The organism is Thalassospira sp. GO-4 (assembly GCF_023588965.1).
In the GTDB taxonomy this organism is placed as follows: domain Bacteria; phylum Pseudomonadota; class Alphaproteobacteria; order Rhodospirillales; family Thalassospiraceae; genus Thalassospira; species Thalassospira povalilytica.
On record NZ_CP097807.1, the window covers coordinates 3,241,505 to 3,253,683 of the forward strand.

The 12,179-nt window shown below is 56.0% G+C and carries 12 protein-coding genes and 1 riboswitch; of the genes, 6 read left to right on the forward strand and 6 right to left on the reverse strand.

Translation table 11 applies throughout. From position 1 onward, the window contains the following. Positions 1–113: 113 nt before the first annotated feature. Complete coding sequence (gene gcvA / locus M9H61_RS15010) at positions 114–1,028, reverse strand: transcriptional regulator GcvA (RefSeq protein WP_101246545.1); 915 nt, start codon at positions 1,026–1,028, stop codon at positions 114–116. A gap of 290 nt (positions 1,029–1,318) precedes the next feature. On the opposite strand from gcvA, the gene M9H61_RS15015 reads away from it, so the two are divergent. The 5 genes from M9H61_RS15015 to M9H61_RS15035 all read left to right on the forward strand — a co-directional run bounded on the left by M9H61_RS15015 (position 1,319) and on the right by M9H61_RS15035 (position 6,096). Further along, a complete protein-coding gene (locus M9H61_RS15015; RefSeq protein WP_228194785.1) occupies positions 1,319–2,506 on the forward strand; it encodes an FAD-binding oxidoreductase in 1,188 nt (395 codons plus the stop codon). A gap of 61 nt (positions 2,507–2,567) precedes the next feature. After that, entirely contained in the window at positions 2,568–3,887 is a 1,320-nt protein-coding gene (locus M9H61_RS15020; RefSeq protein WP_250281357.1) for an aspartate aminotransferase family protein, read from the forward strand. Between the two features lie 58 nt (positions 3,888–3,945). Then, on the forward strand, positions 3,946–5,445 hold the full coding sequence (locus M9H61_RS15025) for an aldehyde dehydrogenase family protein (RefSeq protein ID WP_250281358.1): 1,500 nt from the start codon (positions 3,946–3,948) through the stop codon (positions 5,443–5,445). A 112-nt stretch (positions 5,446–5,557) separates the two neighbouring features. Then, complete coding sequence (locus M9H61_RS15030; RefSeq protein WP_250281367.1) at positions 5,558–5,812, forward strand: CopG family ribbon-helix-helix protein; 255 nt, start codon at positions 5,558–5,560, stop codon at positions 5,810–5,812. Continuing rightward, on the forward strand, positions 5,812–6,096 hold the full coding sequence (locus M9H61_RS15035; protein ID WP_250281369.1) for a type II toxin-antitoxin system RelE/ParE family toxin: 285 nt from the start codon (positions 5,812–5,814) through the stop codon (positions 6,094–6,096). Before M9H61_RS15030 ends, M9H61_RS15035 begins: the two co-directional genes overlap by 1 nt. Before the next feature lie 59 nt (positions 6,097–6,155). Here M9H61_RS15035 and M9H61_RS15040 read toward each other — a convergent pair whose 3' ends face one another. The 5 genes from M9H61_RS15040 to M9H61_RS15060 all read right to left on the reverse strand — a co-directional run bounded on the left by M9H61_RS15040 (position 6,156) and on the right by M9H61_RS15060 (position 11,652). Beyond that, on the reverse strand, positions 6,156–6,761 hold the full coding sequence (locus tag M9H61_RS15040; RefSeq protein WP_101246540.1) for a superoxide dismutase: 606 nt from the start codon (positions 6,759–6,761) through the stop codon (positions 6,156–6,158). A gap of 278 nt (positions 6,762–7,039) precedes the next feature. Further along, the gene (locus M9H61_RS15045; RefSeq protein ID WP_114112024.1) at positions 7,040–7,345 is read right to left on the reverse strand and encodes a hypothetical protein; all 306 of its coding nucleotides are present in this window, start codon (positions 7,343–7,345) and stop codon (positions 7,040–7,042) included. A 211-nt stretch (positions 7,346–7,556) separates the two neighbouring features. Continuing rightward, a complete protein-coding gene (thiE, locus tag M9H61_RS15050; RefSeq protein WP_250281370.1) occupies positions 7,557–8,189 on the reverse strand; it encodes a thiamine phosphate synthase in 633 nt (210 codons plus the stop codon). Then, entirely contained in the window at positions 8,186–8,995 is an 810-nt protein-coding gene (thiM, locus tag M9H61_RS15055; RefSeq protein ID WP_250281376.1) for a hydroxyethylthiazole kinase, read from the reverse strand. The genes thiE and thiM overlap by 4 nt, the downstream gene beginning before the upstream one ends. Positions 8,996–9,071: 76 nt before the next feature. Next, a riboswitch (TPP riboswitch) is annotated at positions 9,072–9,177 on the reverse strand. A gap of 129 nt (positions 9,178–9,306) precedes the next feature. After that, a complete protein-coding gene (locus tag M9H61_RS15060; protein ID WP_250281377.1) occupies positions 9,307–11,652 on the reverse strand; it encodes a Tex family protein in 2,346 nt (781 codons plus the stop codon). Between the two features lie 245 nt (positions 11,653–11,897). On the opposite strand from M9H61_RS15060, the gene M9H61_RS15065 reads away from it, so the two are divergent. After that, positions 11,898–12,170, forward strand: a complete 273-nt coding sequence (locus tag M9H61_RS15065; RefSeq protein WP_181848865.1) for a DUF1674 domain-containing protein — start codon at positions 11,898–11,900, stop codon at positions 12,168–12,170. Positions 12,171–12,179 lie beyond the last annotated feature (9 nt).

Sequence of the window (12,179 nt, forward strand, 5' to 3'; positions counted from 1 at the left end):
CGCGCAAAAATGCGGCCCCGACCCCCGGATGCGGAAACTTTAGGGATCGCTGGTTCAATCGGCAATCAATTTTCTGTCCACAAGAATAGTATCTGGGTTTTGTTCGGGTGGGGTCAGCCCGGGCGAGCTTCCTGTTCGGTTTTGCAGGTCGCGATCAGCCAGTCCCGAAAAGCCCGCACCGCAAAGTTGTTTTCCTTTTCCTTGGGATAGACAACGTAATAGGCGTGCTGATTGGGGATCGAGACATCAAAGGGTGCAACCAGACGACCGCTTTCGAGTTCTTCGCGCACCAGAAATTCCGGCAATAATGCCAGACCCAGTCCAGCGACTGCGGCCTGGATGACCATGTGGAAATGCTCAAATCGTGGCCCGGCCAATTCATCGACCACAGCCACCCCGGTTGCGGCCAGCCAATCCTGCCAGGCGCGCGGGCGGGTGGAATGTTGCAACAGCGTGCAGTTGCGCACCCGTTCGCGCGCAATCGGCAGATCGTCATTTTCCTTAAGCAGTTTGGGGGCACAAACCGCAATAAGCGTTTCACCCATCAGGCGATGGGACACACAGCCGGGCAGATTGTCATCCCCGAAATGGATGGCAATATCGATGCCTTCGCGGTCGAAATTGAACTCGCGCGTCTGGGTGATCAGATTAAGCTGGATATCAGGCCAGGTTGCCTTGAAATCCCCAAGGCGCGGCACAAGCCAGCGCGCGCCAAATGTCGGCAAAGTCCCGACATTCAGCATCCCGCCGGCATCGGAATAGGCCATGACCTGAAGGGTGGCGGCTTCTGCCCGGTCCAGAAGATCGCGAACCTGTGCGGCATAGGCTTCGCCCGCAGCAGTCAGTTTCAGGCGTTTTTTCACCCGGCGAAACAGATCACGACCCAGATATTCCTCAAGCGCACGGATCTGGCGGCTGATTGCGCTTTGCGTGACGTTCAGTTCTTCGGCAGCGCGGGTAAAGGACAGATGACGGGCCGAACTTTCAAAGAATTGCAGGGCAGTCAGCGATGGCAGGACGCGACGCATAAAGGATCCAGTTCATAACAAAATGGAATGATGTGGTGCGAATATATCGTTTGTTTGCTGTGCAGCCAAGGCGTAACGTTTTAAACGGTTCCAAGCCTCCTCGCGCCACCATATGAAGCGTTCAGGCCAAGAGCCATCGCGCTGGATTGCCGTCAGTTTGTAATGTTTCGGAAGGATGTCTCCCCCGTTTCGGACATGGATGGCATCCAGCGCATAAAACAAAAATGTCCGGGAAGAAGGCGTTCGGCCATTGGCCAGAGCTTCAACAATTTATCGGGTAGAAGGCAAGAATGGGTTCTGTTGACGCAAATTATGATGTGATCATTGTCGGTGGGGCGGTTATTGGCAGCTCCATCGCGTGGCATTTGACCGGCCGGGATGATTTCACGGGCCGGGTTCTGGTGATTGAAAAAGATCCCAATTACGAATTCTGTTCAACGGCCCTGTCGGCGGCATCAATCCGTCAGCAATTCTCGACCCCGGTGAATATCGAAATGTCGGCCTATGGCATCGATTTCCTGCGCAATCTGAAACGTGACCTTGATCCCGATGTCGACATTGCCCTGCATGAAAAGGGCTATCTGATTCTGGCAACCGATCAGGGGCGCGATATCCTGAAACAGAACCACGCGACCCAGATCGAATTCGGCGCGGATATCGTCTGGATGGAGCCCGATGAACTGGCCGCCAAATATCCGTGGATGAATACATCTGATTTGTCGGCGGGGTGCTGGGGCCGCACGGGTGAAGGCTGGTTTGATGCCTATTGCCTGATGCAGTCATTCCGCAAACAGGCCCGCCGGCGCGGTGCAGAATATATTGACGGCGAAGTTGTCGAACTTACCCGTCAAGGCGATCAGATTACCGGGGTTGTCCTGAAAGACGGGCGCAGGTTTGGCTGTGGGACGCTGATCAATGCGGCGGGAACCGGTTGTTCGAAACTTGCCGCAATGGCAGGTCTTGAAATCCCGGTCGAGCCGCGCAAACGCTGCATCTTTGTCTTCAATTGCCGGGATGCCGAAGATATCAGTGCGTCCTGTCCGATGCTGATTGATCCAAGCGGGCTTTATGTCCGTCCCGAAGGCGAATTCTTTATCACCGGGATCGCCCCGCCCAAGGACCGCGACCCGGAATGCTGGGATTTCGAAGTTGATCACAGCCTGTTTGACGACATCATCTGGCCGGGCCTGTACGAGCGCTGCGAACGGTTTGAGGCGATCAAGGTCGTCAATGCCTGGGCTGGTCACTATTCCTATAACCTGCTCGATCAAAACGCGATCCTGGGGCGCCATACCGATGTGAAGAACTTCGTCTTTGCCAACGGGTTCTCGGGCCACGGCTTGCAGCAAAGCCCCGCCGTTGGTCGCGGGATTGCCGAACTTGTCACCACGGGCAGTTATCAGACCCTTGATCTGTCGGTATTCGGGTATGAGCGCATCCGCGATAACGCCCCGGTTTTCGAGCTGAATGTTATTTAATTCGATTTCGTAACGATAATGCGAAATCAACATGTTAAACCAATTGTCGGAGCAGGCCCCAATGCCCCGTGATGATGCCAACAAAACTGCTGAAACGCTTGGTGCTTCCATTCGTGACCGTCAGGCCGTCTCGGTTTCAAGCGGGGTGCGCAATGTGCACCCTGTCTATCTTGACCGGGCGCTGAATGCCGAAGCCTGGGACAGTGATGGCAATCGCTATATCGATTTCGTTGGCGGGATCGGTGTTTTGACTGTCGGCCATCGCAACCCGGTTGTGATGGATCGGGTGATTGCCCAGTGCGACCGTTTTACCCACAGCTGTTTTAACGCGCTGCCCCATGAACCCTATGTCGCGGTGACCGACTGGCTGGCGGCGAACTGCCCGATTGAAGGTCCGGCAAAATCGATGCTGACCAATTCCGGGGCCGAGGCAATGGAAAACGCCCTGAAACTGGCCCGCGCCTTTACCGGCCGAACCGGGGTGATTGCATTCGAAGGGGCCTTTCATGGCAGAACGCTTGCGACCCTGGCACTGACCGGGAAAACCAAGCCCTATAAAACCGGTCTTGGGCCGCTTCCGGGGCCGGTCTGGCATCTGCCATATCCTTGCCCGGAAACAGGTATATCGGTTGAGGATGCAATGGCGGCTATTGCCAAGCTGTTTTCGGTATCTGCCGATCCGAAATCGGTTGGCGCCATCGTGATCGAACCGGTTCAGGGCGAGGGCGGTTTTCGTGCCTGTGACGGTGAATTCCTTGTCGCATTGCGCCGCCTTTGTGATGAAAACGGCATGGTTCTGATTGCCGATGAAATCCAGTCGGGCTTTGCGCGCACGGCCAAGATGTTTGCCATCGAACATGCCGGTGTTGCACCTGATATCCTTGTCATGGGCAAGGGGATCGGCGGTGGGTTTCCGCTGGCCGCGATCACCGGGGCAGAGGATGTGATGAGCGCGCTGGCACCCGGTGGCCTTGGCGGGACCTATTCGGGCAATCCGGTTGCCTGTGCGGCGGCAACCGGTGTGTTCGAGGTTCTGGAAAAAGACAACATTCTTGGTCGTGCCAAGCAGCTTGGCGAGAAATATGCGACCCATATCGCATGGTTGCGTGATCTGCCCGGCGGGCATGTGATCGGCAATATGCGCGGAATTGGCGCCATGCGCGCGTTCGAGGTGATTGCAGATGATGGCAAACCGTCACCCAAACGTCTGCAAAGCTTGTTGCAACTGGCCCGTGAAAGCGGGCTATTGTTAATGCCAAGTGGTGAACACGCCAATGTGGTGCGCCTGCTGGCACCTTTGACCATTCCGTTTGATCAGGTTGATGAGGCCTTTGCCATCATCGCCAGGCTTCTGCCCAAAGTGGCGCAGGTAACGCAATAGGTATCACGGGAATTGCCGGTGGGATCACCGGAAAGTTTAAAAAGAAGGGAGTTTTACTGTGAGTTTCAAATCCATCCTGACCGAGCTTGGTCTGTCTGACGCCGAGATCGCCAATGGCACGCTTAAGGTCCAGACCCCGGTTGACGGTTCGGAAATCGCAACTGTTGCCGAAACCGATCCGGCTGCAATGACCGACATCATCGGCAATGCCAAAAAGGCATTCGGTGCATGGCGTCAGGTTCCGGGTCCGCGTCGCGGTGAACTGGCCCGTCTTCTGGGCGAAGAATTGCGCGCAGCGAAGGAACCGCTGGGTCGTCTGGTGTCGCTTGAATGCGGCAAGATCTATCAGGAAGGCCTTGGCGAAGTTCAGGAAATGATCGATATCTGCGACTTTGCAGTCGGTCTGTCGCGTCAGCTTTACGGTCTGACCATCGCATCAGAACGCCCGGGCCACAAAATGATGGAAACCTGGCATCCGCTGGGCGTTGTTGGCGTGATTTCCGCGTTCAACTTCCCGGTTGCTGTCTGGTCCTGGAACACCGCGCTTGCGCTTGTGTGCGGTAACTCCGTGATCTGGAAGCCGTCGGAAAAGACCCCGCTGACCGCCCTTGCCTGCCAGAAAATCTTTGAAAAGGCACTGGCGAAATTCGGTGATGCACCCGAAGGCCTGCATCAGGTCGTGATCGGCGATCGCAAGATCGGCGAAGCCATGACCGACAGCCACGACGTGGCACTGGTTTCGGCAACCGGTTCGACCCGTATGGGCCGCGAAGTTGCCCCGCGTGTTGCCGAACGTTTCGGGCGTACCATTCTGGAACTTGGCGGCAACAACGCCATGATCGTGACCCCGTCGGCCGATCTTGATATGACCGTTCGTGCGGTCGTGTTCTCGGCTGTTGGTACCTGTGGTCAGCGTTGTACCTCGCTTCGTCGCCTGATCGTCCATAAAGACGTCAAGGATCAGTTGCTTCCGAAAATCATTGCCGCTTACAAGTCGGTCAAAATCGGTGATCCGCTTGCCGATGGCACCCTTGTTGGTCCGCTGATCGATGAAGACAGCTTCAACAACATGCAGACCGCCCTTGCCAATGCCAAAAAGGATGGCGGCGTTGTTCATGGTGGCGAACGTGTGCTGGAATCCGAATATCCGAACGCCTTCTATGTTACCCCGTCGGTCGTTGAAATGCCGGGTCAGACCGATACCGTGCGCAACGAAACCTTCGCACCTATCCTGTATGTCATGACCTATGAAACCCTTGAAGAAGCCATCGCGCTTCAGAACGGCGTGCCGCAAGGGTTGTCTTCGTGCATCTTCTCGACCGATGTGCGCGAAACCGAACTGTTCCTGTCGGCTGTCGGTTCCGATTGCGGTATTGCCAACGTCAATATCGGCCCGTCCGGTGCAGAAATCGGCGGCGCGTTCGGCGGCGAGAAAGAAACCGGCGGCGGTCGTGAATCCGGTTCGGACGCCTGGAAGGCCTATATGCGCCGCGCGACCAACACCATCAACTATTCCCGCGAGCTGCCTTTGGCTCAGGGCATCAAATTCGATATCTGATCTCTCGCCCGATCAGGTTCGATCCAAACCCCGTCGGTTCGCCGGCGGGGTTTTTATTTGTCTCTGATTGCGATAGAATACGTTGTATTACGTCGCAATCAGAAGGTCGGTCATGAGCAAAGATACAATGGCGGTGCGCGTTGATGCAGATCTGCGCAAGCGGCTTGATAAACTTGCTGAAGCCTTCGGGCAGACACGTTCAAGCATCATCAATGATGCCCTTCGCCAGTATGCTGATCATCAGGAATGGCAAGTGAACCTTATTGCGGACCGCTCGCGCAGCATTGCCGAGGGTCGCGCAACACTGATTGATCATGAAGATGTGCTTGCCACGTTTGAGCAACGTTTTGCTGACAAGCACTCCTGATGCGTATTCGCTGGGACAGTAGGGCTATCGATGACCTGCGCGATATCCTTGATTACATAGAGGACCGCAACCCAACAGCAGCCCTTAGAACCTATCAGCTGATATCAGGTTCTGTTTCCCAGCTTGCCAGCCATCCCTTTATCGGTCGCACCGGGCGGGTGGAACAAACACGCGAAATGATTGTGAATGGCACGCCCTATCTTGTTGCCTATAGCCTTCAAGAAGATACGGTGACCATCATTGCGGTATTGCATGCCGCACGACGCTGGCCTGACGAGTTTTAAAAAAAAAAGCGGCCCCCGAAGGGACCGCTTTCATTAATCTTGTCTCAAAGCAGGGATGATTAGCCAGCTTTGGAGAAGCGCTCTGCGACATATTCCCAGTTAACCAGGCTGTCGAGGAAGGCTTTGACATAGTCCGGGCGCGCGTTGCGGTAATCGATGTAGTAGGAGTGTTCCCAAACATCACAACCGAGCAGCGGGGTCTGACCGTGAACAAGCGGGTTTTCCGCGTTCGGGGTCTTGGTGACAACCAGTTTGCCGGATTTGTCGAGTGCCAGCCAGCACCAGCCCGAACCGAACTGGGTAACGCCAGCCTGAATGAAGGCTTCTTTGAAGGCATCAACAGAGCCGAAATCTTCGACGATTTTCTTTTCCAGTTCACCCGGAATGGCACCGCCGCCGTTGCCTTTCATCATCTGCCAGAACTCGATGTGGTTCCAGTGCTGGGCAGCGTTGTTGAACAGGCCGGCTTTGGATGCGTCGCCGTAAGATGCAACAACGATTTCTTCAAGCGACTTGCCTTCAAGGCCCGAACCTTCGAGCAGCTTGTTGCCGTTCACAACATAGGCGTTGTGGTGTTTGTCATGGTGAAACTCAAGAGTTTCAGCCGACATGACCGGCGCAAGTGCGTCATATGCATACGGAAGTGCTGGGAGTTCAAATGCCATGATACAGTTCCTCGACTTTCATTATTGGTCTGTGCGGTAACGCAACATATCCCTTTTTCCACCTTTGGTGAAAGTGAAAATCCCGTGCAACCTGTTGGAAACCTTTGTTGCAGGGCCACTTCACCGGGCAGGGAGGGGTGCCTCTGGGCCATAATCTAGGTCGGCTGGCATTTTATGCAATGCGCCGTTTGGCAATATGATATCGCCTGGCCCTGTTCACTGAACATCCCGGCCGGGAAAACGTTCCGGGGACTCGCCAAAAAAATCGGTGTCCCCGGTTATTCCTTATACAGGCCGGTGCGATGTTCGATATCCGTCCCGTTACGGATCATGACGTCATATTCGCCCTTTGGCAGGGACGAAATATCCAGTTTGCACGGGAAGGTATGACAGTCACGATCAAGCGCAATGGTACCGTCCTGGTGCGTCAGAATGACTTCACCAGCCGGCTTTTCAGAGCTGATAGTAACACTGTCGGTCGTCGGTTTCGGGGCAATCCGGATGGCTGCCACAGCCGCGGTCGTTCCGGTCAGGATACAGATCAGGGCGATGGCGACCGGTTTGCTGCGCATAGATTTCAACATGATATCCCTCGCGCTTGTGTGCATCGATCTCATGGAAACAAGATGCACCCCGAAGCCGGAGAATTAGCGGCGCAATTGCGGCATTTCCGTGCGGTTTGCTGCGCGGGGCGGGGAACAGCCATGCGTCACTGCCATCAAAACCCCCGCCAGACCGGAAAATCGGGCGGGGGTTTTGACGATGAATTTCGGGCCAGGTATCTGATTTAACCGGTTATTTCCGGGCTTTGATGGCATCAGAAATCTTGCGGGTGGCGCCTTCGGGGTCGGGTTGTCCGCAAATTGCCGATACAACCGCAATGCCGTTCGCACCGGTTTCAAATACCGGGTCGACGTGATCGCGTTTCAATCCGCCGATCGCAACGGATGGCAAACCGGCGATCCGGACCAGACTGGCAAGGCCATCAAACCCGATGGCCGGTTTGTGATCGGGTTTGGTCGGTGTGGCAAAGACCGGTCCAATGCCGACATAATCGACAATCGACCGATCAACCTTGCGGGCGACAGTTTCGTCTTCGATCGACAGACCAATGATCTTGTCCGGGCCAAGCCGGTCGCGCGCAGTTTTTGTCGGCAGGTCATCCTGACCGACATGCAATCCATCAGCACCGATGGCGATGGCGGCGTCGATATCGTCATTCACAATCAGCGGCACACCGGTACCACGCATCGCATCCATCAGTTCGCGCCCGATGCGTATCAGACCTTCGGTACCGGCCCTTTTGTCGCGCAACTGGACGATGGTTGCCCCTCCAGCAATCGCTGCCTGGGTGGTTTCGACCATCGAATGCGTTCGGCACAGCTCGGGATCAAGTACCAGATAAAGGGACAGATCAAAGGATGTCATAGGGCCTCGATACGCGCAGTGCCGGCAAAGGTGGCAGCATCAAGATTATGCAGCCCGTCAACAAAGGCCGTCATGAAGGATGCCGGACCGTTGGCTGATTTTGCCGCGATGCTTCCCGCAACGGCAAAATTGGTCAGGGCCGCGATGGTGGCTTCAAATGCCTGATCTTTGGCGATTGCGGTATAGGCGCCAACAAGTGCGGTCAGCGAACAGCCCATGGCCGTGATTTTCGGCATCAGGTCCGAACCACCGGCAATGCGGACATTGCGTGTTCCATCTGTGACAAAATCAACCTCGCCCGTGACGGCAACAATGGCCTTCTGCGCGGTGGCAAGGGTGCGGGCGGCTTCTTCGGCCTGTTCGACCGGATCGCCACTGTCTACGCCCTGACCGGCACTTTGGCCGCCGCCAAGGGCGATGATTTCGGATGCGTTACCGCGAATAACGGTCGGGTTCAGTTTCAGCAACCGAGCAACCGTATCGCGGCGATATGTGGTTGCGAAATGTGCCACGGGATCAAGAACCCATGGCTTGCCCGCATCATTTGCCGATTTGGCCGCGGCAATCATGCCTTCGACCCAATGGGGCGACAGGGTGCCGATATTGACGGTCAGTGCGCCTGCGATTGCGGCAAATTCGCCGGATTCTTCGGGGGTATGGACCATTGCCGGTGATGCGCCCGCCGCCAGAAGGACATTGGCAGCATAATTCATCGCAACATAGTTGGTGATGCAATGGACCAGCGGATTGGTCGCACGCATTTTTTCAAACAGCCCGGTCGCGGTGGTGGAAAGATCAGTCGTCATGTCGAGGCTCCAATGCAGCAAACTCAAGTGCGTTTGGAGACCCAGTTCGAAGTCGGAAAGATGGAGAACGCCAAGGATTTCGCGTTCACACCGTCCCTACGCCAGTATGAACTGGATCAGGTTCAAAGGGTCACTGCGCGGCAGTTTCTCAGCCCCCTGACGGGGCTCCCCTTGGTGAATGCCCAAAATGGGTTTTAATGCGCTTTCTGTCAATTCATCCTGTCGGTCACAGCATGATCACCGATCAGAATGCAAACGGCGGGGCAGCTTTCGCCATCCCGCCGTTTGAAAATGTCGTTGGTTCGTCGTGATTATTTGCGACGTTCCATCGCAGCCTTAAGGGCGGCAGCCATCGCACCGCCGTCGCCGCCGGAATTACCGCGATTCCCGCCACCAGATGTGTGTTGCGGGCGACCGCCATGACCACCGCGGGGGGCCTGCCCACGGTTATCGGACCGTTTTTCACGCACAGCTTCGTAATCCGGGGCCGATTTCATTGAAAGCCCGATACGTTTGCGTGGTGCGTCGACTTCCATCACCGTCACCGAAACGATTTGGCCGGCCTTGACCACCTGGCGCGGATCTTCGACGAATTTGTCAGCCAACTGGGAAATGTGAACCAGACCGTCCTGATGGACGCCGATATCGACAAATGCCCCGAAATTGGTGACGTTGGTCACCGTTCCTTCAAGCTTCATGCCGGTGCGAAGGTCTTTGATTTCATTCACACCATCGGCAAATTTCGCGGTTTTGAATTCCGGGCGCGGATCCCGGCCGGGCTTGTCAAGTTCGGCCAGAATGTCGCGGATGGTCGGGACACCAAACGTGTCGTCAGCGAAATCTTCGGCGCGCAGGGTCTTGATAAAGGCCGAGTCGCCAATCAGGGTCGCCAGCGGTTTTGATGCCTTTGCACTGATTTTTTCGACCAGCGGATAGGCTTCGGGGTGCACGGCCGATGCATCAAGCGGGTTCTGGGCGCCACGAATACGCAAGAAGCCGGCACATTGTTCAAACGCCTTTGGTCCCAGACGTTCGACCTTTTTAAGGTCGGCACGGGACTGGAACGCACCGTTTGAATCGCGATAGCTGACAATATTGCGCGCCAGCGTTTCGGTCAGACCGGCAACACGGGTCAAAAGCGGAATGGATGCAGTATTCAGGTCAACACCAACACCGTTCACGCAATCCTCAACCACGGCATCAAGGGACCGCGCCAGTTTGGTTTCCGATACATCGTGCTGATACTGCCCGACACCAATGGATTTCGGTTCGATTTTGACCAGTTCCGCCAGCGGGTCCTGCAAACGCCGGGCAATTGATGCTGCTCCGCGCAGGGATACGTCCAGATCGGGGAATTCTTCGGCTGCGAATTGCGACGCCGAATAGACCGATGCGCCGGCTTCGTTAACGATGACCTTGGTGGCCTTAAGGGCCGGGAAGCGTTTGAGAAGCTGACCGGCAAGTTCATCCGTCTCGCGCGAGAAGGTGCCATTGCCAATCGCGATCAGTTCGATCTTGTGACGTGCGGCAAGGGCGGCAAGGGTATTAAGCGCCCCTTCGACGTCATTGCGCGGCTGGAACGGGTAAACTGTTGCGGTATCGACCAGTTTGCCGGTGGCATCGACAACCGCGACCTTAACCCCGGTACGAACCCCCGGATCAAGACCCATGGTGGCCTTTTGCCCGGCCGGTGCGGCCAGCAGAAGATCCTTGAGGTTATCGGCAAAGACCTTGATTGCGCCTTCTTCGGCGCTGTCGCGCAGGGTGCCAAACAGATCAAGCTCGATCGACAGCGACAGTTTGACGCGCCAGGTCCAGCGTACCGTATCAAGCAGCCATTTGTCGGCTGCCCGCCCCTTATCGGCAATGCCGACATGGGCCGCGATCATGATTTCGGCCCGGCCCGGCTGACTACGCGGACGGTCTTCGTCCTCTTTTCCAAGGGTCAGCTTCAGCTGAAGGATATCTTCGTTGCGACCACGGAAAAGTGCGAGCGCACGGTGCGACGGGCAGGTTTTGATTTTTTCGGAATGTTCGAAATAGTCGGAGAATTTCGCGCCTTCGGCCTGTTTGCCTTCGACCACGGTTGCGGTGATTTCGCCTTCGTTCCACAAATGGTCACGCAGTTTGGCGACAAGGTCGGCATCCTCGGCAAAGCGTTCCATCAGGATCTGACGGGCGCCATCAAGGGCGGCCTTGGTATCTTCGACGCCCTTTTCGGCATCAACAAACTTGGCGGCCTCGGTTTCCGGATCAAGGGTCGGATCATTGAACAGGCCATCTGCCAGCGGCTCCAACCCTGCTTCGCGGGCGATCTGGGCCTTGGTGCGACGCTTTTTCTTATAGGGCAGATAAAGATCTTCCAGACGCGTCTTGGTATCGGCTTCGTTGATCTGGGCTTCAAGTTCCGGGGTCAGTTTTTCCTGTTCACGGATGCTTTCAAGCACCGATGCGCGCCGTTCTTCAAGCTCGGTCAGATAGCGAAGGCGTTCTTCCAGCGTACGCAATTGGGTGTCATCAAGCCCACCAGTCTTTTCTTTGCGGTAACGGGCGATAAACGGAACGGTAGAGCCTTCGTTAAGCATCTCGATGGTGGCAATGACCTGTTCCGGACGAACCGAAAGTTCTTCGGCGATACGCTGGGGAATTGGACGCATGGTTTCTCCTTGTTTTGCTCGTATGCCTGAAATAGCGGCTTTGGCCGTGATCGAAAAGAGCCAGTTTTTCCAAATTTTTCCCAAACTCCGGATCAGGATTCCGTGTTTGATTCCAAAGGACTGAAATCCAATGTCTTTTGACCGGTTCGATCGCCCGGCGCCAAGGGTTGCGAGTGGTGGCCGATGACGTTATTTCTTTGGCAAATGTGATTTCAGGGGCAACGCGCCCAAGCAGGAGAATTCGGATGGCCGGCAAATTCCGCGAGACCGTCATTCATAACGTAGAGCCAAAAGAAAAAGCCGAACCGCAAACCGATGCGGCAGCAGAAAGCGCAGCCGACGAAATCGCAGGTGCCGACACAGCCCCGCAACTGTCGCAAGATGCGATCAATGCGCTGGCCGAAGCAAAGGCCTTCAAGGAAGCGGCTGCCAAGGCCCGGGAAATCGGTGGCCCCAAAGGCCCGGAACCGACCCGCTTTGGTGATTGGGAAAACAAGGGCCGCTGCATCGATTTCTGACGCGCGACC